Genomic DNA, 20,698 nt, shown 5'->3' with positions numbered 1-20,698 from the left:
AATCATTGATTCAAGTATGCAGGCTTGAAGGAGGAAGTCATGTTCGTCCTGACGCTCGATCAAATTGGCTCACGGGGGGACGAGGACCGTGTTCCGGCCCTCCTGGAACGTCTTCGCGATAAGGAAATGGTGCGGCCGTTTGAGCGGACGGTTGGCGACGAGGTTCAGGGCGTCACGGCCGATCCGACCGTCGTGAGAAAGATCGTCCTCGGGGTGTTGCGTGACGGACATTGGCATATCGGAATCGGGTCGGGCCCTGCCGAGCTCGGGGGTAGTGCTCGCGAGGGTAGTGGCACCGCCTTTGAGAATGCTCGCGAGGCTGTCGAACGCGCGAAGAGCGCGACTCGGTTCACCCCGTCGGTCGCCACCATTGGGCCGAATCAAGACACCTCTGCCGACGCCGAAGCGCTTCTCAGGCTCTTGGGAAACCTCATCGAGTCCCGGACGGACGCCCAGTGGGAGGCGATCGACGCCCATCGGGCCGGAGAGACCGCGTCTCAGATCGCCGAACGACTCGGCATTAGCGCCGAAGCTGTCTCCCAGCGACGTGGTCTCGGCGGTCAGGCGCTCGAAGAGGCCTGTTGGCCGCTTCTTGACCGGCTCCTTATCGGAACTGAGCAGTGATGGAGATTCTCATCGCGGTTCTCGCGCTCCTCATCTCCGCGTCAGGTGGCTGGCTCGTTGTCGAGGGAGTGCTCGCAATCGCTCGCGTCGTTCCCGATGCTCGCGACGGCAAGCTCATTCTCGAGCCCGAGGCTACGGAGCGCCGCGTGCTGCGTGGCGGAACTGTCATCGGAATTCTTGAGCGGGTGTCAACAACCGGGCTCATTATCGTCGGCCAACCCGCGCTTATCGCCGCCGTTGTCGCGATCAAGTCACTCGGCCGCTGGTCCGAGCTTAAGGAAGACCCGGCAGTGAGCGAACGCTTCATTATCGGCTCACTCGCGAGTTATCTATGGGCAGGCATCTGCGGCTTTGTTGCGCTTCAGCTCCTCGTGTGACGGCGATCTTCAGACTCATTCCGCCTAGTGGTCCGCTTTGAGGGTTCTCTAGCCTGCCGGTGTGCGTTGTTAGAACGGAGCGGACGGGGCACGCCGCAGCCCGGCACTGCAGAGAGATCGACGCCGCGCAGGGTTCCATGTTGGTAGGCGCGGGGCCGTACAATGGTGGGCGATGACTGAGACAGATCTGCCCCGCACGTACGCCATCCGCACCCTCGGGTGCCAGATGAACGTCCACGATTCCGAACGGCTCGCCGGACTCCTCGAGGACGCCGGATATCGCCACGTCGATACGGTGCCGGAGGCCGCGGCGCGGGCGACAGACGCCGGTGACGCTGGCGCAGACGTCATCGTCCTCAACACGTGCTCTGTTCGTGAGAACGCCGCGAGCAAGCTGTTTGGCAACCTCGGGCAGCTCGCCTCTGTCAAACGAGACAGGCCCGGAATGCAGATTGCTGTGGGCGGCTGCCTTGCACAGCAGATGCGGGACGGCATCGTTGCGCGAGCCCCGTGGGTCGACGTTGTCCTTGGCACCCATAATCTCGACGTGCTGCCGGCGCTCCTCGAGCGTGCCCGCCACAATAGCGAAGCCGCGGTCGAGATCGAGGAGTCTCTCAAGGTTTTTCCCTCCACGCTACCGACGAAGCGGGAATCTGCTTACGCCGCATGGGTGTCGATTTCGGTCGGCTGCAACAACACGTGCACGTTCTGTATCGTTCCGCACCTGCGAGGCAAAGAGCGCGACCGCCGCCCGGGTGAAATCCTCGCGGAGATTAACGCCGTCGTCGCAGACGGGGCTCTCGAGGTCACTCTGCTTGGTCAAAACGTCAACTCTTACGGAGTTGGCTTCGGGCAAAGGGGCGCGTTCGCAGATCTCCTTCGAGCGTGCGGGACGATCGAGGGTTTGGAAAGGGTTCGATTCACCTCCCCGCACCCGGCAGCGTTCACGGATGATGTCATCGTCGCGATGGCGGAAACCCCGAATGTCATGCCATCGCTTCACATGCCGTTGCAGTCCGGCTCCGATAGGGTCCTGCGGGCAATGCGACGGTCCTACCGGTCCGCGAAGTTCCTCGGCATCCTCGAGCGCGTTCGTGACCTGATCCCGGACGCTGCCATCACGACGGATATCATCGTCGGCTTCCCCGGCGAGACGGAGGACGACTTTCAGGCAACACTCGACGTCGTCGAGCAGTCGCGCTTCTCCTCAGCTTTCACGTTCATCTATTCGCCCCGACCGGGGACTCCGGCGGCTGATATGCCTGACCAGATTCCCGCCGAGGTCTCAAGCGAGCGCTACGACCGACTCATCGAGCTACAGAACCGGATCTCCCTTGAAGAGAACCAAAGGATCGTCGGCAGGACGGTCGATGTCCTCGTCGCAGAAGGAGAGGGTCGTAAGGACGCTGATACGGCCAGGCTAACGGGCCGGGCGGCGGACAACCGGCTTGTGCATGTCGCGCTACCTGACCACTTGCGGCCCTATGCGGACTCGTTCTCGACTGGTGACCATGCGGAAGGGCTACCGCGTCCCGGTGACATGGTGACGGCGACGGTCACGTACGGAGCTCCGCACCACCTTTTGGCCGATTCGGCGCTCTCAGGCGGCACCTTCGAGATCAGGCGAACGCGCGCCGGCGACGCGTGGGAGAGGGCACGCAGGCGAGTTTCCGAACTCACTGCTGAGGCCGCGGGCCCGGTCACGCTCGGTTTACCGACGCTCCGGGTCGGTCAGCCGTGATCATCGCCGTCGTCGGACCGACGGCGGTCGGCAAGTCGGTGGCGGCGATTGACCTCGCCCATGATCTCGGTGGGCCAGAAGCGGCCGAGATCATCAGCGCTGACGCGCTGCAACTATATCGGGGGATGGACGTCGGAACGGCCAAGGTTACTCAGCTTGAACGACGCGGGATACAGCATCACCAGATCGACGTTCTCGACATCAGTCAGGAAGCATCGGTCGCCGCCTACCAAACACAGGCCCGTCGTGACCTTGAGCAGATCGTCGGGCGGGGGCGGACTCCCATCATCGTTGGGGGTTCCGGACTGTATGTCTCGGCGATCCTCGACAGGATCGACTTCCCCGGCACGGTGCCCGAGGTGCGGATGAGACTCGTGGCGGACCTGGAGCGCTTCGGCGCACCGGCCATGCACGAGCGCCTCAAACGGGTCGACCCGGCCTCCGCCGCCCTCATCGACGCTCGCAACAAGCGCCGCGTCATCCGCGCTCTGGAAGTCAACGAAGTGACGGGCCGCTCGTTCCAGCCGGTCTTTCCCCGCCATACGTCCCACTACGAGGGTGTTGTTGTCGTCGGGCTGTCGATGCCGGGCGAGGAACTCGACGCGCGAATTACGTTGCGCACTCAGAGAATGTTCGACGACGGACTCCTCGACGAGGTGCGGGCCTTGAGCGGCCGGGGTTTGCTCACTGCTCCAACAGCGCGCACTGCGACCGGTTACCGGGAAGCGCTCGCTGTCCTCGACGGGGACATGACCATCCCTGAGGCCATCGACGCCATTACGACCGCAACTCGCAAGCTCGTGAAGAAACAGCTGACATGGTTTCGGCGGGACCCTCGAGTGATATGGGTTGAGGCGGGCGAACGTAGCTCCGATCGGATCGCGCAGATCATCGACCGCTCTGCCTCCCGGTAGACTGATCTCATGATTATCCCGGAACTTGAAGGCCTCACACTCGCGAAGGGGAACACCGGCGGCAGGGATGCCATCATCTTCCCCGACATCGACGGTCACCGCGATCTTGGGTCGGACGACATGTCCCTCATATGTGACCGCCGCAGAGGAATCGGAGCGGACGCGATCATGCGGGTTGTCCGCATCATGGGTGGAACAGGCGAGCAAAGCTGGCGGATCGATGCCTGGCATTCAACAGGCACACCGATGGCAGACCCAGGGTCGCTTGTCAGACTTGCCGCGCACTACCTGCGCGTCACTGGTCTCATCGACATGGAGGATGGAGAGACAGTCGGCTTTGAGACTGTAGCGGGGCCGCGGTCCGCCACGCGGGCAGGAGTTGGTTACGCGATGTTGGCAGATGTCGCAACGCCTGCGAGCGCCGAGGGTAACGATCGAGGTTTCGACGTCGCGGTTACGCTCGATGGTCTCGAGGGCATGATGGCAGGACTGACGGTCAGCTCTGACCGGCGTTCCGTCGTCGTCGCGGTCGAGCGTGGGGACGACCTTGTCTCGGCGACGGGCGGTGTCCAGTACGATCCCAATCCGCGGGCTGACAGCCTTATTCTCGTCCACCCCCAGGGTGACACGGCATTTCTCGACTTTGATGGAGTCGAGCGGCCCGCCACCGTGTTTGCGATGAGGGCGTTCAGCGACGGCAAAGAGCAGCCGGCGAGGGACCACTGGGTCCGCGACGCGGCTGTTGCTCTCTACACGTGGGCGGGGGAGTCCGCGACCGGAATATACCAGTCGGAGTCTCGTGATGGCCGCACAGAGGTTCGCCTGACCGAGGGCTCGGTCGAAGTGACCGCCACAGCCGAGATCGTCGCTGAGTTTATGCTGACTGGGCTGGCTGGGGAGGGCCGCTGACCCGGAGCACCCGGAATCCGCCGGACGATCCGATGCGCTTCACGTCGTAGCCCTGCGTCCCAAGCCACGCCGACAAAGAATCCGCCCCGAGGTTCTTCGCGATGACGATATCTGCGTATCCTTCCAGATGCTCGAACCAGTCGACGAGCAGATGCTGTAGGGCGGACTTGCCGATTCTCACAGGCGGATTTGACCAGATGCAGGCTATTCCGCGCTCGCGTGCGATCGCGAGAGCCTCCTCTGGATCTGTGACGATGACGTTGGTCAGCCCTGCTTTTGCCACGTTGGCGGCGGTCAGCTCCCGGGCTCGTTCGTTGACATCGACTGCGAGGACCGTTGACTCGGGTGAGGCGGCGGCAAGAGCGAGAGTGATCGGCCCCCACCCGCATCCGACGTCGACAAGAAGACCCTTCTGCGGCGGATCGTCGACATATTTGAGCAGAACCTGGGTTCCCCTATCGATTCTGTCGTGGGAAAATACTCCTCCCGCTGTGACAACCGCGAATTCATCGCCGCGGATCGTGAAGCGAAACTCGCGCCGCCTGTCGGGCCCGATCGGCTGTGGGGAGAAATAGTGGTCTGGCACAGCACTAAACTATCCCACAGGGGCGCCACGTGAGAGAATGACCGTACGAAAAGGAGAGTGTCATCACCCAACGCGACATGAGTTCCCGAAAGGGAACGGCACTACAGGCAGACGCAGATTACCGGGCGGACTATGCGGGCGACAGCCTCGATCGTGAGGAGCGTTCCGCACTCCGTCGCATACCGAATCTGACGACCGAACTCGAAGATATCACCGAGGTCGAATACCGTCGTCTCCGACTGGAGAACGTTATTCTCGTCGGGGTGTGGACGTCAGGCACGGTCGAGGAGGCGGAGGTGTCACTGCGAGAGCTCGCAGCACTCGCCGAGACGGCAGGCTCCGTCGTCCGGGGCGGCGTTCTTCAGCGCAGGGAAAAACCGGACAACGCCACATACCTGGGATCAGGTAAAGCACGGGAACTCGCCCAGCTTGTTGCAGAGACGAAAGCCGACACGGTTATTGTCGACTCCGAGCTATCGCCGAACCAGCGGCGCAACCTCGAGGATGTTGCCAAGGTCAAGGTCATCGACCGGACAACTCTCATCCTCGACATTTTTGCCCAGCATGCGAAGTCGAGAGAGGGCAAAGCCCAGGTCGAACTCGCGCAACTCGAATACCTCCTGCCTCGTCTGCGCGGTTGGGGCGAGTCCATGTCGCGCCAGGCGGGCGGCCGTGCCGGAGCCGGTGACGGCATCGGGGCCCGCGGCCCGGGCGAGACCCAGATTGAACTGGACCGCCGGCGCATCCATCAGAGGATGGTGAAGCTCAAGCGCGACATTGCGGGAATGGAGCCAGCTCGTCGCACGCAGCGGGCGAACCGACGTCGACACGCATTGCCGTCCGTCGTTGTCGTCGGCTACACGAACGCGGGCAAGTCATCGCTCATGAACCGGTTAACGGATGCTGGTGTGCTGGTCGAGAACGCGCTGTTTGCCACGCTCGATCCGACCGTGCGCCGTAGCGCCACCGACGACGGCAGGGTTTACACCATCTCTGACACGGTCGGGTTCGTGCGGTCCTTACCTACCCAGCTCGTTGAAGCATTCCGGTCCACTCTTGAGGAGGCGGCCGAAGCGGACCTCCTGCTCCATGTTGTCGACGCTTCTCACGCCGACCCTGTCGGTCAGGTCGACGCCGTCCACGCGGTTCTCGCCGATGTCGAAGGCGCCGAAGACGTCCAGGAACTTATCGTCCTGTCAAAAGCGGACCTGGCCGACCCTGTCGACTTGGCGGCCCTTCGCTCCCGATATCCTGGCTCCGTTGTCGTGTCCGCAAAGACCGGTGAAGGATTTGACGAGCTACGCGGTAGGATCGCGGAGCTTTTGCCACGGCCTTCGGTCAAGGTTGACGTGACTGTCCCGTTTGATCGCGGGGATCTCGTATCCCGCACGCATATCGAAGGCGAGATTCTCTCGGAGGAATACAGCGAGGATGGCACCGTCATCTCCGCTCTCGTTGATCCCGAGCTTGCCGCAGACCTGCGCACAGCCAGTGATTAAGGTCCTTGACGCCGTTGTCGCTTCGATCGGAGGCAGTCGGCGCGAGGGTCAGGTTGACATGGCGGAAGCTGTCTTCGCCACGCTGAACGAAGGCGGACATCTTCTCGTTCAGGCGGGGACGGGAACAGGGAAGTCCATGGGTTATCTCGTGCCCGTCGCAATGTGGTGCGCGAAAACTGGCAGTCGGGCCATCATCTCAACTGCGACACTTGCTCTTCAGCGCCAGATCACTCAGGACGATGCTCCCCGAGTTATCGACGCCGTCGCGAACGAGACCGGAACCCGTCTCAAGACCGCTCTGCTCAAGGGTTGGCAGAACTATGCGTGTTTGAAGAGAATCAACCAGGACGGTCAAGAGGCTCTCTTTGCGGACGGGACGGCGACACGGAGTGGTGAGCAGGTCCTCCGAGCCAGGAAGTGGGCCCTCGAATCCGCAACGGGCGATCGAGATGCTCTTGTCCCGGGTGTTCCCGATCTTGTCTGGCGACAGATCTCGGTGTCGAAGCAGGAGTGCGACGGCCGCGACTGCCCGCTCTTCACCGAGTGTTTTCCTGAAAAGGCCCGGCAGGAGGCGATGGAGGCAGACATCGTCATCACGAATCACGCGATGCTCGGGGTCCAATCGTCCGGGATCGAGGTGCTCCCGCCCGCAAGCGCTGTCATTGTCGATGAGGCACACGACCTCGTTGGTCGAGTGACAAATCAGCTGACCATCCGAATTGGATCCGCAGATATTGCGCGTGTCTCTCGCATGATGAGGGCCGTCGGCAAACTCGATACTGAGTTTGGCCGCCATGGCGACAGCCTACTCGCGGCACTAGAAGACGCCGATGGACGGAAGCGGATCATCCCAGATGAGGTACGGGAAGCCCTCGGAGCCATGGTGCGCGCTCTCAAAGAGTCGTGCGAATCGGAACAGTGGGCGAAGGCATTCATGAAGGATGTCGATGACCTGCTCGCAGACCGCGGCACAGTCGTCTGGGTGTCCGACCAAACTCTCTACGGTGCACCTCTTGACGTCGCCGGTCCGATCGCTGACAAGATCTTTGCTGATAGGGCCGCTGTCCTCACATCGGCGACCCTTGAGATCGGAGGGTCCTTCAACCCGATGGCCAATCAGGTTGGTTTGGCGTTCCCCAGCCAGGGACCGTGGACCGGTATCGACGTCGGCTCGCCGTTTGACTATGGCAGGCAGGGAATCCTCTACGTTGCGACCGACCTGCCGCCGCCGGGGCGTGATGGCCAGAGCGAAGAGGCCCTTGAGCGCATGGCGGACCTCATTCGGTCCTCGGGGGGCGGGGCGCTCGGGCTGTTTTCCTCGAGGCGGGGCGCCGAAGTCGCTGCCGAGTACCTCCGGCGGCACGTCGATGTTCCGATTCTGTGCCAGGGGGAGGATCAGCTGTCGACGCTTGTCGACGAGTTCAAGAGCGACGAGCAAAGTTGCCTCATCGGAACACTCTCCCTGTGGCAGGGCATCGACATTCCCGGTCCCGCGTGCCGACTCGTGCTCATCGACAGAATTCCATTCCCGCGCCCTGATGATCCTGTCTCTCAGGCACGAACGGAGCAAGTCTCGCGGCACGGCGGGAACGGGTTCATGCAGGTGTCGGCGACCCATGCCGCCGTCCTACTCGCTCAGGCAGCTGGCCGACTGCTCAGGAGTACGAACGATCGTGGTGTTGTCGCCGTCTTCGACTCGCGGCTCGTGACGAAGGCCTACGGCGGCTACCTCAGGGCAGGCCTGCCACCGATGTGGCCGACGTCAGATCTCGAAAGCGCGACATCGTCGCTCGAACGGTTGTCAATGAGCCTTAGTCAGCAGGTGACCTGACTGACGCTGGATCCCACGTGTTGAGGGCCACCGGCGTCAGAGAGCTCGGATGACGGTGACAACACGGCCGAGGATCGTCGACTGGTCTCCCGGAATCGGTGCGTACGACGGGTTTTGCGGAAGCAACCACACGTGTCCATTCCTGCGGTCGAACGTCTTGACCGTCGCCTCATCATCGATGAGGGCGGCGACGATGTCACCATTTTCTGCGACCTGCTGTCGACGGACGACAACCCAGTCCCCGTCGTAAATGCCGATATCCATCATTGAATCGCCCGAGACCTCGAGCATGAACATCTCACCACTGCCTGTCATTTGGCGTGGGATCGAGAATACCTCTTCGACCATCTGATCGGCGAGGATGGGGGAGCCTGCGGCGATGCGGCCCACGAGCGGGACATTGACAGAGTCAGCATGCTCGGCGCGAAGCTCAATGGGAGCCTCGACCGGCGTCGCTGCGGCCGCACCGCCGGTCAGCATGAGGGTACGGGGCCTACGTGGGTCACGCTCGATGAGCCCCTTCTTCTCCAGGGCATCGAAATGATACTTGACCGACGAGGGGCTTGACAGGCCGATCCCAGCACACGTTTCCCTCACGGTCGGCGCGTAGCCGTTATCTGCGATGAACTGCCGCAGGAACTCGAGAATCTTTAGCTGCCGTCCTGACGGTTTCTCGCTCATGCTCACTCCTGCGCAGTGGACCGACCAAAATCTGTCCGGATTGCCTTCTAGGTTGTGTCAAGGATAGGCGGTGACGACAGGGACAATCAAACACTTGTTCTAATCGGCATGTCGTGGGTAGTATACAAACAGATGTTCGAGAACAAACGTTCGAGAGACAGAGGAGGCGGACCATGAGCGCTTTGCTCACTAGCCGGTCGCACACCGGAGCCCTGACCCCCATCGACGTACCGCGCTTACGCGCAGTGTCAAACCGCGCTCGGATCGATGTTCCGAAGCTGAGCGTCACCCCTCCGGAGCGGGTCGAATTGCGTGCCGTTCCCGATGTCGCGCCGGTCCGAGAGACGGACGTAAACGGGATGGAGCGCCTCGTTGGAGCTATTAAGGTAGGCATCATCGCGTCTGCGAGCGTTGCCTTTGCCTTTGGCCTTGAGCTGTGGCTCACTTTTTAGTCGCGTGTAAAGTGAAAGGGTGCACTGCCCTTTCTGTCATAACACTGATTCCCGAGTCATCGACTCCCGCTCCTTAGACGACGGTCAAGCTATTCGCCGGCGGCGGGAGTGCCCCGCATGCAAACGGCGTTTCACAACAACCGAGACAGCATCCCTCGTTGTCGTCAAACGCTCCGGTGCGACCGAGCCGTTCTCGCGCGAAAAAATCATCGCTGGCGTGTGGAAAGCATGCCAGGGCCGGCCGGTCTCTCGCGATGACCTTGCTGTCCTTGCCAGCCAGGTCGAAGAGGCAGTTCGCGCCTCGGGGGCAGCACACATTAACTCGGATGAAATTGGTCGTGTCATCCTCGGGCCGCTTCGTGAGCTCGACCAGATCGCGTACTTGCGGTTTGCCTCGGTCTACTCCAACTTCGAGACACTCGAAGATTTTGATCGCGCGATTGCAGGGCTACGCGCCAGCGATTCGGACGGCGCGACGCCGGAGGAATAGGACGGGTAGCGAGAGGCAATCTGTACCCTTATCGACTGATAACAGGATGGTGCCGCCCATGTTGGGCGGCACCATCCGACTGTTCCGTCTCGCGTTGACCTGAGACGTAGAGCGTTAGCTCTCGTTGGCCGACTGCTCGTGTGAAGGGCTCTCCGCGGACTCGGCGGGAGTATCCGCGGCCTTCGGATCCTGCGGACGGGTCCGCGCCTCGATACGTTCCCGCAGTTCAGTCGCGCGCTCTCTGAGATCGTCTCCGGTCGCAGACAACTTGCTACGCCACACACCCGCCTGCAGTTCGAGTTCGTCAAGCTGGTCTCGTACCGAGCGGCGCATAACCTTGCCCAGCTGTGAGCGGGGAAGCTCGTCCATAATCGCGATCGATCGGGGCATCGAGTAGTGGGAGAGTTTGTCCTGTGTCCACTTGCGGACGTTCTCGAGGTCTATTGATGCTCCGGGTTCGAGAACAAGTGCAGCGACGACGGCCTCACCGCGGCTTCCATCCGGCATACCGACGACGGCGACGTCGCGGATTCCCGGCATGGATCGCACGGCCTCCTCAACTTGAGATGGGTAGATGTTGAATCCCGAGGTGATGATGAGTTCCTTGCGGCGGTCCGCCATGACCAGGAAGCCATCGTCCATCTTGACGAGATCACCGGTTCGAAGCCATTCCCCATGAAGGAGGGTCTGCTCAGTCTCCTCCGGGTCGTTGAGGTAGCCGACGAAGACGTTCGGCCCACGCACGAGGAGCTCTCCGATCTCGCCGTCCGGGACCTCGTTCTCGATATTCTCCGGATCGACAACCTTGACGTCGACGGACGGGAACGGGAGTCCGAGAGTCGACGGCCGACGGCTGGAAGACACGGGAGAGCCCGAAATGACCGGAGACGCTTCGGTCATGCCGTAACCCTCGATGAGGAGCGAGTCTGTTGCCTCCTCCCAGCGGCGAGCTAGATCTGGATCGAGCGGCATAGCCCCCGACACGGAGTAGCGGAGCTTCGAGAAGAGCTTCTCGCCACGGGCCGAGTCGAGGATGCGCTCGTACATGGGAGGGACGCCACCGAAGAAGGTGATCGGGTGCCTCTTATTCGCTGCGATGAGCATGTCGGGATCGAATGTGGGCAGGATGTCCTGTGTTGCCGCGAGTCCGATCGAGAGAATGAGGGAGAGCATCATTCCGAATGCGTGGAAGAAGGGCAGGATCGACCCGACGGTCTCCTCGCCGCGGTCGAACTGAAGCCACGCGATGACCTGTTCGCAGTTCGCCATGAGGTTGAAGTGCGTAAGGCAGACTGCCTTTGGCGACCCAGTCGTACCGCCCGTGTGCAGGTAGACCGCCACATCATGCACGTCCGGACCTTCGGCGACAAACGACGACGGTGCCGACGCCACCATCTTCTCGAAGGAATAGACGTGAGACGGCACTCTGCCTCTCATCTTGTCTCGCTGTGCGCGGGCCGCCTTGAGTGGAAGCTTGAGGAGCATCTGTGAGCGCTTGGGAAGGGCTGCCGTGAGATTGACTGCGATAACCGTGCGGTCCGGGAGCATGTCCGCGAGGTCAACGAGTGTTTTCTCCCACCCAATGACAACCTGAGCACCATCGTTTTCGATCTGCGCGACGAGCTCCTTTGCGGGAGCGAGCGGATTGTGCTCAGCAAGTATTGCGCCGATTGACCACGTCGCATACGCGAGAGCGACGTGCTGCGTGCAGTTTGGCAGGATCGCCGCGACAACGTCGCCTCGCTTGATCCCGGCCAGAGTGAGCATGGAAGCCGTCTTGCGCACCATGTCGGCGAGCTCTTCGTAGCTCGTTTTTGCTCCGATGAAATCGATAGCGTGGCGTGTCGGAAACTCCGCTACCGCTCTGTTGAGCAGATCTGGGAGCGGCTTTGTTGGAAGCTCGATCTCGTCCGGTACACCCGGTGCATAGTGTTGACGGCCCATCTTGATCTCCTCACGCAAAATTATGGAACGCACTCCATTTTGCCATGTTGGGCTGTCTCAGTCTCGAGAAAGCACTCTCAGACGGATAGTTTCCTCCGCGGCAGCGAGTTCAGCGACGGCGGCCTGTGGAATGTTTGACGAAATGTCGGTCACCGCATAACCAACCTGGCCCTGCGTAGACAGCTGCTGGGCGTCAATGTTAGCCCCCGACTCTGCGAAAATCCTGTTAACTTTTGCGAGAGCTCCAGGCATGTTCGAATGCACCCAGGCGATCCGATAGAGGGATGATTTGGCGGGCGAGGTGACGATCTGCGGCATATTGATCGACATGTCGGTCGCGCCCTTACGGAAGTACGTCACGAGCTTTTCAGAGACGAAGAGGCCGATTGCTCGTTGCGCTTCCTCGGTCGAGCCGCCCACGTGAGGGGTGAGGATGACGTTCGGCAGGCCAGTGAGGACCGAATCAAAGTGGTCCCCGTTGGCGCGCGGCTCGGTGGGGAAGACGTCGACGCCAGCTCCTGCTATGTGGCCGTTCTTGATGCGGGTGGCGAGCGCATCGACGTCGACAAGGAACCCGCGGGACAGGTTGAGGAAGATTGCCCCGGGCTTCATCATCGCGAACTCTGGTTCCCCGAAGAGATTCTTGTTCGACGCGCGGCCATCGACATGGATGGAGACGATGTCGGACACCTCGAGGAGCTCCTCCATCGAGTTCATGCGTCGCGCGTTGCCGATGATGAGCTTTTCGGCCGTGTCATAGAAGACGACCCTCATGCCGAGTGCTTCCGCCACGACGGAGAGCTGCATGCCGATGTTGCCGAACCCGATGATGCCGAGTGTGCGGCCGCGCACTTCGTGCGCTCCGACCGCGGACTTGTCCCAAATACCACGGTGCAGCGCATCATTCTGAACTGGAAGCCGACGCGACAGAGAGATGATCTCGCCGATGGCGAGCTCGACGACCGAGCGTGTGTTCGAGTACGGAGCGTTGAACACCGCGACTCCGCGGCTCGTCGCGGCTTCGAGGTCAATTTGGTTCGTGCCGATCGAGAACGTTCCGATGGCGAGCAGGTCGGGGTGGGCATCGATGACCTTTTGGGTCACCTCAGTCTTCGATCGGATGCCCAGCATGTCGAAACCGTCGAGGGCCTCGATGAGGTCGGCTTCGTCGAGCGCACCGTGATGGCGAACGACCTCGATGCCGGCGCGGACGAATGCGGCGTCAGCATTTGAATGGGGGTTTTCAAGAAGCAGGGCACGGGTCATTACCCCATCTTCGCCGCAGGAGCGCCAGACGGGCAAATGTAACCCATCTGCTGAGAAGCTATGAGGCGAACATCTCCCGCGCGGCAGGATCACAATCGTCGAGGAATGACTCAATCCGATCAACTTCAGCTGTCTCGCCGATCGCTTCAGCCGCGCGGCCAAGGCAATAGAGGGCCTGGAGGAAGCCCAGATTCGGTTCATGAGATGCGGGAACGGGCCCCGTACCGCGCCACCCCGCGCGGCGCAGTGAGTCGAGACCGCGGTGATATCCGACGCGGGCGTATGCATACGAGTCCAGCTCCCGGCCCTCGGTCCACGCGAGCTGCGAGAGCCGTGCCCACGCGAGCGGGGACTCGGGATGTCGGCGCGCGACATCCTCGGGTGAGGCGGTCGTCATAAGGGCGAGAACCTCGGGCTCTTCAGGCAGATAGGTGGGCTCAGGGCCGATTGAAATATGCATTAGATCTCCGTTCCGGGCGTGATGATGAGGTGCTGAGTGGGACGCGTCATGGCGACGTAGAGGTCACCCGGCGCCACAATCGTCCCATCGATGATGACCGAGTCGAACTCAAGACCCTTCGCCTCCCGCGGAGTCATCGTACTGATCTGCGGATGGTCGATGATGGGCGGATTCTCGGAAATGATCGCGATGAGGCCCTGGCCGGGACCGAACTCTGTCTCCAAGAACTCCAGCTCCTGCTCGATCGCCGTGTCGAGCTCCTCGCGGCGCAGTGATCCGTCGACTTTCCGCACGGCCCTAACCGGGTGTCGCAGCGTGATGTTGCGTCTGTTCATGGCCGCTTCGGCCTCTTCGAGGACGGCTGCCGGGGTGCGGTACGAGATCGTCAGTACCTCTTCGCGCATGTGGCTCGCAAGCGGTCCGAGAAGCTCGCGCCAGCCGCCGTCGGGTGCGCCGGAGGGGCGCTGATCGAGGTCCCCAACGATCGTCAGCGAGCGGGACGGGACGCGCCGGGCGACCATCCGCCAGGCAAGTGGTGACAGCTCCTGGGCCTCGTCGACAACGGCATGACCGTATGCCCACGTGCGGTCCTGTGCGGCGCGCTCGGCGAGCGGAAGGCGCCGACCGCCCTGCCGCTGACGCTCTGCCAGCATCTTGCCGGTCACGATGCCCCCACCGACGTCCATTCCCGCGATCGTCGCGCTCGCGTAGGATTCAAGGCTGTCGTCACCAGATTCCGCGACCGGGACATCGCCAAGGAGCTCAGCAAGTTCGTCGAGGATTGGAATATCTGCCTGTGTGAAGTCGGATCCTCGTGGCCGATGGAGATGAGCTCGCTCTTCATCAGAGAGTTCTGGGGCGAGCTTCTTGAGAAGAGCGGGATGGGCGTAGAGGTGCTCGAGCAACCACGTCGGCGTCGCGGGTAGCCAGCAGAGATTGACTGCGCGTCGGACCTGGTCATTCGAGGCAATGTCGGCCGTGAGCCAGTCCTGCTCTTCCGTCTCCGACACAGCAAGGTACCTCCTGACGAGTTCCTCGATGACAGCACGGGCATAGGACTGACGTGCCTCGTTGTGCGGGCGGTCGCTCCGGCGTGCGCGTGCATGGCCGGTTGCGATGATGTCCGGAGTGAGCTCGACGTCGAAGGAGTTAATGCGAAGTGTGACGGGCGTTGTCAGTGGCCGCTGGAGGTACTCGACAGCACGCTTCGCGACCCGCGCCCACACGGCTCGGCCCTTGATCTCGCTGGCCCGCGGGCTGTCGATACCGTTTGCGACGATGCCCGGGAGAAGGTCCGCGATCGTGGAGGACACGACGTCTGACTCGCCCAGGGAGGGCAGGACGCGTGAGATGAAGGAGAGGAATGAGGAGGAGGGGCCGAGGATGAGAACCCCCGAGTTCGCCAGTCTGTTTCTATGCGCGTACAGCAGGTAGGCGGCTCGATGGAGCGCAACAGCCGTCTTACCGGTACCGGGGCCTCCCTGGACGATAAGAACGCCGGTCGAGTCGGCGCGAATGATGCGATCCTGCTCCGCCTGGATCGTCGCAACGATGTCGCTCATATGACCCTGCCGGGCAGATCCGAGGGACGCCATGAGGGCGCCCTCGCCCGTGAGATTGAGATTCGCGGTCGCCTCAGCATCGGATGTGAGCAGTTCATCTTCGACGGAGACGACTCTGCGCAGGCGCGATTGGATGTGGCGGCGGCGCACCATGCCCTGGGGGTTGAGGGCGGTGGCCTGGTAGAACGGTTCAGCCTGCGGCGCACGCCAGTCGAGAAGAATCACATTGCGGTCCTCATCACGCAGCCCGATGCGCCCAATGTGACCTATATCGCCGTTTTCGGAATCGAGCCGGCCGAGCACGAGCTGATGTTCGACGTGCGACAGGCGGGCGAGGTGATCTTCGTAATCGGCGGCGAACGAATCCCGCTGGAACAGCTGCTCAGGGTTGCCCCGTCCCCCTTCCCGGCGAATTTCCGCCAGTCTGCGGGTATAGCCCGCGGCTAAGGAGTCGAGCCTCGAATAGGCTCTATCGACGTAGGTCTGCTCCTCGGACACTGCATCCATTGATTCTCCATCGCTCATGAGACATACAATTATCCAAGAGAGACAAGCGGTTGTCATCATTGAGCGGAGGTGGACCATGACCGACCTGCTGGAATTCACGTCAGATCCCGACGAAACCCCGCAGCAGATCTCGACACTGATATGCGCGGTCGGCGGGGGTCCATTCGACGCCGGCGGGATCGCCGGCTCCATTGCCCAAGCCTTCGGCGAAGGCGATCTCGTCGCGTCGTTCGATCCGGATCGAATTTTCGACTTCCGTTCTGAAAGGCCGATGATCACGTTCGAGAACGGTGCAATGACGCGCATGGTCGACCCTCGCCTCGACGTCTTTGTCGTCGAGGACATCGAAGGGGAAAAGCTCCTTGTCCTTCGCGGCAATGAACCAGACCTGCGCTGGCACTCGCTTGCCGAAGGCGTCCTCCAGCTCGCGACACAGTTCGGGGTGGAGAAGTTCTACGCTATCGGCGGACTACCATCCGGCATACCGCACACGAGGCCCGTTGACCTCCTCATCCGCGGTTATCGCAGGACGTATCCAGAACAGGATGCGACATATATCCAGTCGGTGAACTTCTCGGAATTCCTCGTGTACACGCTCGGCGCATCCGGAATCGACACGTCGTCGGTCCTCGCGCGAGTTCCGTTCTATCTCGTCAACAACATCTATGCATCCGCGGCGGGCGCGGTAGCCGCGTTCGTCGCTGACGACTCAGGGCTCGCTCTACCCGTGGGCGACCTCGAACGTGTCGCCCAAACGGAGACCGACCAGATCGAGGCGATTTACGGCGCGCAGGAGGACTTCCGCTCGCTTGTCTCCTCACTCGAGGAGGACTACGACACGGAGGGCCCGAACTCTGGTTTCGTCCTGCCCAACGATGAGTTGCCGGAGATCCCAACCGCTGACGAGATCGGGGAGGCAGCGGAGAAGTACCTGGCACGCCGTGCAGATCAACCGAAACGTAAGCGTGGTCGGCACGTCCGGCGCGACGACGACTAACCCGTGCGCGTCTGGCTGGCAGGCATGGCCGTGTACATCATGGCCATTGCCGCCCGAACGAGCTTTGGCGTCGCTTCCCTCGATGCGCTCTCCCGATTCGATATTTCGGCGGCAGAGCTCTCAATGTTCACGGTCATCCAGCTTGGCGTCTATGCAGCCTGCCAGATCCCGCTGGGGTTACTTCTTGACCGATTCGGCTCCCGACCAGTTCTTCTCATCGGCGCCGTTATTCTTGCGGGCGGGCAGATCTGGCTCGCGCTCGCGGCCACCTACCCATCCGCACTCGGCGCTCGTGTCCTTATTGGCATGGGCGATGCATCGGCATTCACATCGGTACTCCGTCTCGTGCCGCAATGGTTCGCGCCGCGACGGGTCCCTCTCTTTACACAGCTGACAGGTATATGTGGACAGGCGGGCCAGGTCATCTCCTCCGTGCCGTTCGCCATGATTCTCGCGCGGTACGGATGGGAGACTGCCTTCGTCGCCATGGGTACAGCCGGCGCTGTCATCGCACTCATCGCCGCGTTCTTCATCAGGGAGAAGCGAGAGTTCTCGACCTCGATAACGAAGGCGAGCGGGGGCACCTTCACCCACCCGGGAGTGTGGCAGGGTTTCTGGACTCACTTCACCCTTGGTTTCCCGGGCCACGTGTTCCTCCTGCTGTGGGGAGTGCCGTTCATGGTCGTCAACGGCGTGGACCAGCAGACCGCAGCGGCCCTCCTCATCATCGCCCCTGCAGCCGGGGTCATGACCGGCCCCCTCGTTGCGCGGATGACGTCGCGGCACCCACTGCGTCGCCCCATGCCGATCCTCGCCATCATGGTCATCTTCACGCTCTGCTGGACCTATCTCCTCCTCCTTCCCAGACCTATCAGGGTCTGGGAGTTCGGGGTGCTCCTCGTCGTCTTGGCGCTCACGGGCTCCGGCTCGGCCATTGCGTTCGACCTCGGCAGGACAGCCGTGCCGCTTAGCAGGCTCGGAACAGCGAACGGCATGATCAATCAGGGCGGATTCATTGCGGCCCTGGCGGCTTCTCTTCTCATCGGGCTTGTCCTCGACTGGCGGGCACCAGATGGTGATTACAGCGCTGCCGACTACAGGATCGCCATGGCGTCGCAAGCCATCATCGTCGCGGTGGGCGTCGTGGGTTTTCTCTCAGTCAGTCCGTTCGCAAAACGTCGATTTGAGAAGGAAAAGGGCCTTCGGATCGAGCCAGCGAGGGTTGCGATCGAACGGATTATTCGGGAACGTCGTGCAGAGGCGCAGCGGATGGAGTCAGGTCAGAATAAATCCGGGCGGGCAGAGGCAGGCGGTAAACCTCCCGATGCATCTCCGGCCAGGGCGCCATGGACGCGCCGACCGTGATGTTGCCGTAGCGCCTGCCCGACCAGACGGCAGGGTCCGTAATAGCGACGACGTGGTCGAAGGCAGCCATGAGGGTGGCGAGCTCGGGCTTGTAGTGGCGGGAAAGATTGACAAGATAAACGCCGTCCGGCGCAAGCGCATTGCGGGCATCGACCGCAGCCTCGTGTGTCATGAGCTGGTAGGGAACCGTCCCCTGTGCGAACGCATCGCGCACGATAATGTCCCAGTTCCGGCCAGCCTGACCGTGCAGAACCGTTCGACCCTCGGCCACCCTAATCCGTAGCTGTGGCGAGCGGGGAAGGGGAAACCACTCGCGCACCTTGTGCGCGAGTATCGCGTCAATCTCGACCGCGAGCTGATGGGCAGGCGGGTGAGACGACGCGAAGGCACGTGCCAGTGCACAGCCCGCGCCGCCGATGTGGAGTGCTCGCATCTTTGTACCGCGCGGTCGGGCCGCTTCAGCGAGGATTCGCATGTGCTGCATGTACTCGAACTCGAGGTACTCGGGGTCGGTCAGATCGATCGCTGACGATGGCACCCCGTCTAGATAGAGTATGAGCAGTGAGGGACGGTCGGGATCGACCTCGATGCGGGCGGTTCCCATTGTCGTCATTTCTTCCATAACCACCAGCCTAAGGGAGGCACAAATGTCTCGCGGCCCACGCTCGGCCTCTGCCCGCAGGCCGCTCGGAAGCGACGACTCTCACACCCCCATCCTCCACGTCGACATGGATGCCTTCTTCGTCGAAGTCGAGCTCCTGGAGCGACCGCACCTGCGCGGGCTCCCCGTCGCGGTCGGCGGTGCTGAGCGCGGCGTGGTCACGTCGGCCTCCTACGAGGCACGAGCCTTCGGCGTGAACTCGGCGATGCCGGTGGCGCAGGCGAAACGGCTGTGCCCCGACCTCATCATGATCCCCGTCCGGCACGGCGTCTATTCGGCCGTGGCCCGCCGGGTCATGGAGATCCTCTCCTCCTTCACGCCCCTGCTCGAACAGGTCTCGGTCGACGAGGCTTTCCTCGACGTGTCGGGAGATCGCAGGCGCACGCCCGTCGAGATTGGTCATCTCATCCGCCAGGAGATCCGAAAACGGGAGGGCGTGCCTGCATCCGTTGGGATCGCAGCGACAAAGCATGTTGCGAAAATCGCGTCCGCACACGCGAAACCGGATGGTCTTCTCCTCGTCCCCAAAGACGAGACGGAGGCCTTCCTCGGCGAGCTGCCGCTCGGTGCACTCTGGGGTGTCGGGGAGGCGACGAAACGTCGTCTTGAGCAGCGCGGCATCCGCTCGGTGGCAGATGTTCGGGAGCTGTCCCAGGACAGTCTCGAGCGAGTACTCGGCAAGTCCGGGGGCATGTTGTGGCGGCTCGCGAATGGGATCGACCCGCGTCCCGTTGTGACGTCTCGGGTAGAAAAGTCGATCGGGAGGGAGGAGACGTCGTTTGACCTCCTCAACGACCCCGCACAGGTGCGCGCCCGCATCCTTGACCAGTCTCACGAGTGTGCGCGTCGGCTCCGACAGCGGTCCCTCGTCGCATGGCGCGTGAGCATCAAGGTCCGCGACTCATCCTTTACGACGATCACGCGCTCGCATACGCTCCAGGCACCGACAAACCTCGCACATGAGATCTATCGCGTCGCGTCATCGCTACTGGAGATGCCGGGTGGAGGGGTTCGCCTCATCGGGGTTCGGGTGGAAAACCTTGAGGCCGGTGACTCCGGCCAGGCCACCCTCGATGACGACGGTCGCACGGAACAAGCTGAAAGAGCCCTGGACACAATCAGGAACCGCTTCGGGCAGGGAGCAGTTGGACCGGGGACCCTGCTATCGGGAACGGACAGTGAGCGGCTATGATGTTGAGGTACGACACTAGGGAGGTTGTCATGGCGCTGTCGGAATATGAGCAGAAGATGCTCGAACAGCTCGAGGCCCAGCTCCGCGATGAGGATCCAAAGCTGGCCGAGTCTTTTCAGCCTGCCCGGCAGGTCTCACTCAGGAGACTTGTTCTCGGCATCTTCATCATCGTTGCCGGTCTCGGCGTGCTGATCGCCGCGGTTGCCTTTAGCCTGAGCTGGCTCGGCATCATCGGCTTCGTTGTCATGCTTGGAGGTGCGATGTACACGTTCTCTGGACCGATCGGTCAACTCACCCCGGGTGGAGGAGCGCCACGTCCTACCGAGGATCCGAAGGCGTCATTTATGTCGCGTCAGGAAGAGTTGTGGAACCGCCGCCGCGAGCAGGACGGCCGCTGACCCCCACACCCCTCCACACACATCGTTGACCCGGCTTCGGCCGGGTTTTTCGTGCGCCTCAGCCGCCTCCACTCCGATTGCGCCCCTCGGTGCGTCAACGTGTGCCATCAAAGGCAGCTTTTCTCCTCCACCCAATATTTCCCTGCGGTATCAAGGGAAGAGCCGACCTTGAGCGCGTATTCCCCTTGCGCGTGGGGGGAAGTGGGGTAAAGTGGTGGCCAGCTGATGGCCGGGGAGGTGAG

19 protein-coding genes and 1 pseudogene are annotated in these 20,698 nt (G+C 62.1%); 13 read left to right on the top strand and 7 right to left on the bottom strand.

Annotation, left to right across the window (positions count from 1 at the left end):
- The first annotated feature begins 39 nt into the window (after positions 1-39).
- The 5 genes from H7E91_RS08240 to H7E91_RS08220 all read left to right on the top strand — a co-directional run bounded on the left by H7E91_RS08240 (position 40) and on the right by H7E91_RS08220 (position 4,565).
- Positions 40-624, top strand: a complete 585-nt coding sequence (locus tag H7E91_RS08240; RefSeq protein ID WP_182354619.1) for a hypothetical protein — start codon at positions 40-42, stop codon at positions 622-624.
- Positions 624-1,001: a hypothetical protein gene (locus H7E91_RS08235; RefSeq protein WP_182354618.1), complete on the top strand. Its 378-nt coding sequence runs from the start codon at positions 624-626 to the stop codon at positions 999-1,001. The genes H7E91_RS08240 and H7E91_RS08235 overlap by 1 nt, the downstream gene beginning before the upstream one ends.
- A gap of 172 nt (positions 1,002-1,173) precedes the next feature.
- Positions 1,174-2,742 carry a tRNA (N6-isopentenyl adenosine(37)-C2)-methylthiotransferase MiaB gene (gene miaB / locus H7E91_RS08230; RefSeq protein WP_182354617.1) on the top strand — a complete coding sequence of 523 codons (1,569 nt, stop codon included), beginning with the start codon at positions 1,174-1,176 and terminating at the stop codon, positions 2,740-2,742.
- On the top strand, positions 2,739-3,656 hold the full coding sequence (miaA, locus tag H7E91_RS08225) for a tRNA (adenosine(37)-N6)-dimethylallyltransferase MiaA (RefSeq protein WP_182354616.1): 918 nt from the start codon (positions 2,739-2,741) through the stop codon (positions 3,654-3,656). The genes miaB and miaA overlap by 4 nt, the downstream gene beginning before the upstream one ends.
- A 9-nt stretch (positions 3,657-3,665) precedes the next feature.
- Positions 3,666-4,565, top strand: a complete 900-nt coding sequence (locus tag H7E91_RS08220; protein WP_182354615.1) for a diaminopimelate epimerase — start codon at positions 3,666-3,668, stop codon at positions 4,563-4,565.
- On the opposite strand, the gene H7E91_RS08215 is transcribed toward H7E91_RS08220, so the two are convergent.
- The gene (locus tag H7E91_RS08215) at positions 4,531-5,151 is read right to left on the bottom strand and encodes a methyltransferase (protein WP_182354614.1); all 621 of its coding nucleotides are present in this window, start codon (positions 5,149-5,151) and stop codon (positions 4,531-4,533) included. The genes H7E91_RS08220 and H7E91_RS08215 overlap by 35 nt on opposite strands.
- Positions 5,152-5,228: 77 nt before the next feature.
- Here H7E91_RS08215 and hflX point away from each other — a divergent pair, with 77 nt between their 5' ends.
- Both hflX and H7E91_RS08205 read left to right on the top strand, forming a co-directional pair.
- Entirely contained in the window at positions 5,229-6,650 is a 1,422-nt protein-coding gene (gene hflX / locus H7E91_RS08210; RefSeq protein WP_182354613.1) for a GTPase HflX, read from the top strand.
- Positions 6,583-8,481: an ATP-dependent DNA helicase gene (locus H7E91_RS08205; RefSeq protein WP_182354612.1), complete on the top strand. Its 1,899-nt coding sequence runs from the start codon at positions 6,583-6,585 to the stop codon at positions 8,479-8,481. The genes hflX and H7E91_RS08205 overlap by 68 nt, the downstream gene beginning before the upstream one ends.
- Positions 8,482-8,517: 36 nt before the next feature.
- Here the strand turns inward: H7E91_RS08205 and lexA are convergent, their stop codons facing one another.
- Positions 8,518-9,162 carry a transcriptional repressor LexA gene (lexA, locus tag H7E91_RS08200; protein WP_182354611.1) on the bottom strand — a complete coding sequence of 215 codons (645 nt, stop codon included), beginning with the start codon at positions 9,160-9,162 and terminating at the stop codon, positions 8,518-8,520.
- Between the two features lie 173 nt (positions 9,163-9,335).
- On the opposite strand from lexA, the gene H7E91_RS08195 reads away from it, so the two are divergent.
- Together H7E91_RS08195 and nrdR are read left to right on the top strand one after the other, a co-directional pair.
- Positions 9,336-9,614 carry a hypothetical protein gene (locus H7E91_RS08195; protein ID WP_182354610.1) on the top strand — a complete coding sequence of 93 codons (279 nt, stop codon included), beginning with the start codon at positions 9,336-9,338 and terminating at the stop codon, positions 9,612-9,614.
- A 19-nt stretch (positions 9,615-9,633) separates the two neighbouring features.
- Entirely contained in the window at positions 9,634-10,104 is a 471-nt protein-coding gene (gene nrdR, locus H7E91_RS08190; RefSeq protein WP_182354609.1) for a transcriptional regulator NrdR, read from the top strand.
- Positions 10,105-10,218: 114 nt separating this feature from the next.
- Here nrdR and H7E91_RS08185 read toward each other — a convergent pair whose 3' ends face one another.
- The 4 genes from H7E91_RS08185 to H7E91_RS08170 are packed head-to-tail and all read right to left on the bottom strand — an operon-like array spanning position 10,219 to position 15,843.
- Positions 10,219-12,048 (bottom strand): AMP-binding protein, encoded by a 1,830-nt coding sequence (locus H7E91_RS08185; protein ID WP_182354608.1) that lies wholly within the window; start codon positions 12,046-12,048, stop codon positions 10,219-10,221.
- A 57-nt stretch (positions 12,049-12,105) separates the two neighbouring features.
- Positions 12,106-13,314 carry a phosphoglycerate dehydrogenase gene (gene serA, locus H7E91_RS08180; RefSeq protein WP_182354607.1) on the bottom strand — a complete coding sequence of 403 codons (1,209 nt, stop codon included), beginning with the start codon at positions 13,312-13,314 and terminating at the stop codon, positions 12,106-12,108.
- 58 nt (positions 13,315-13,372) lie between these two features.
- The gene (locus H7E91_RS08175; RefSeq protein WP_182354606.1) at positions 13,373-13,774 is read right to left on the bottom strand and encodes a DUF3151 domain-containing protein; all 402 of its coding nucleotides are present in this window, start codon (positions 13,772-13,774) and stop codon (positions 13,373-13,375) included.
- Entirely contained in the window at positions 13,774-15,843 is a 2,070-nt protein-coding gene (locus tag H7E91_RS08170; RefSeq protein ID WP_241698482.1) for a HelD family protein, read from the bottom strand. Before H7E91_RS08170 ends, H7E91_RS08175 begins: the two co-directional genes overlap by 1 nt.
- 76 nt (positions 15,844-15,919) lie before the next feature.
- On the opposite strand from H7E91_RS08170, the gene H7E91_RS08165 reads away from it, so the two are divergent.
- Positions 15,920-16,840, top strand: a complete 921-nt coding sequence (locus tag H7E91_RS08165; protein ID WP_182354604.1) for a PAC2 family protein — start codon at positions 15,920-15,922, stop codon at positions 16,838-16,840.
- Between the two features lie 24 nt (positions 16,841-16,864).
- A pseudogene (locus tag H7E91_RS08160) lies at positions 16,865-17,860 on the top strand (MFS transporter); the annotation flags it as partial.
- Between the two features lie 217 nt (positions 17,861-18,077).
- Here H7E91_RS08160 and H7E91_RS11790 read toward each other — a convergent pair.
- Positions 18,078-18,827 (bottom strand): spermidine synthase, encoded by a 750-nt coding sequence (locus H7E91_RS11790; RefSeq protein WP_241698481.1) that lies wholly within the window; start codon positions 18,825-18,827, stop codon positions 18,078-18,080.
- A gap of 25 nt (positions 18,828-18,852) precedes the next feature.
- On the opposite strand from H7E91_RS11790, the gene dinB reads away from it, so the two are divergent.
- Together dinB and H7E91_RS08150 are read left to right on the top strand one after the other, a co-directional pair.
- Entirely contained in the window at positions 18,853-20,058 is a 1,206-nt protein-coding gene (gene dinB / locus H7E91_RS08155) for a DNA polymerase IV (RefSeq protein WP_182354602.1), read from the top strand.
- Entirely contained in the window at positions 20,055-20,456 is a 402-nt protein-coding gene (locus tag H7E91_RS08150; protein WP_182354601.1) for a DUF3040 domain-containing protein, read from the top strand. The genes dinB and H7E91_RS08150 overlap by 4 nt, the downstream gene beginning before the upstream one ends.
- Positions 20,457-20,698 lie beyond the last annotated feature (242 nt).

The organism is Flaviflexus huanghaiensis (assembly GCF_014118685.1).
Classification (GTDB): domain Bacteria; phylum Actinomycetota; class Actinomycetes; order Actinomycetales; family Actinomycetaceae; genus Flaviflexus; species Flaviflexus huanghaiensis.
This window is presented reverse-complemented; position numbering and strand designations above follow the sequence as displayed.

Excerpts from the sequence above, each read along its gene's own strand:
- serA (WP_182354607.1), bottom strand. The coding sequence starts at position 13,314 with ATGACCCGTGCCCTGCTTCTTGAAAACCCCCATTCAAATGCTGACGCC.
- H7E91_RS08165 (WP_182354604.1), top strand. The coding sequence starts at position 15,920 with ATGACCGACCTGCTGGAATTCACGTCAGATCCCGACGAAACCCCGCAG.
- H7E91_RS08150 (WP_182354601.1), top strand. The coding sequence starts at position 20,055 with ATGATGTTGAGGTACGACACTAGGGAGGTTGTCATGGCGCTGTCGGAA.
- dinB (WP_182354602.1), top strand. The coding sequence starts at position 18,853 with ATGTCTCGCGGCCCACGCTCGGCCTCTGCCCGCAGGCCGCTCGGAAGC.
- miaB (WP_182354617.1), top strand. The coding sequence starts at position 1,174 with ATGACTGAGACAGATCTGCCCCGCACGTACGCCATCCGCACCCTCGGG.
- H7E91_RS08185 (WP_182354608.1), bottom strand. The coding sequence starts at position 12,048 with ATGGGCCGTCAACACTATGCACCGGGTGTACCGGACGAGATCGAGCTT.
- H7E91_RS08220 (WP_182354615.1), top strand. The coding sequence starts at position 3,666 with ATGATTATCCCGGAACTTGAAGGCCTCACACTCGCGAAGGGGAACACC.
- H7E91_RS08195 (WP_182354610.1), top strand. The coding sequence starts at position 9,336 with ATGAGCGCTTTGCTCACTAGCCGGTCGCACACCGGAGCCCTGACCCCC.
- lexA (WP_182354611.1), bottom strand. The coding sequence starts at position 9,162 with ATGAGCGAGAAACCGTCAGGACGGCAGCTAAAGATTCTCGAGTTCCTG.
- H7E91_RS08175 (WP_182354606.1), bottom strand. The coding sequence starts at position 13,774 with ATGCATATTTCAATCGGCCCTGAGCCCACCTATCTGCCTGAAGAGCCC.
- H7E91_RS11790 (WP_241698481.1), bottom strand. The coding sequence starts at position 18,827 with ATGGAAGAAATGACGACAATGGGAACCGCCCGCATCGAGGTCGATCCC.
- H7E91_RS08170 (WP_241698482.1), bottom strand. The coding sequence starts at position 15,843 with ATGGATGCAGTGTCCGAGGAGCAGACCTACGTCGATAGAGCCTATTCG.
- H7E91_RS08240 (WP_182354619.1), top strand. The coding sequence starts at position 40 with ATGTTCGTCCTGACGCTCGATCAAATTGGCTCACGGGGGGACGAGGAC.
- H7E91_RS08205 (WP_182354612.1), top strand. The coding sequence starts at position 6,583 with ATGGCACCGTCATCTCCGCTCTCGTTGATCCCGAGCTTGCCGCAGACC.
- hflX (WP_182354613.1), top strand. The coding sequence starts at position 5,229 with ATGAGTTCCCGAAAGGGAACGGCACTACAGGCAGACGCAGATTACCGG.
- H7E91_RS08235 (WP_182354618.1), top strand. The coding sequence starts at position 624 with ATGGAGATTCTCATCGCGGTTCTCGCGCTCCTCATCTCCGCGTCAGGT.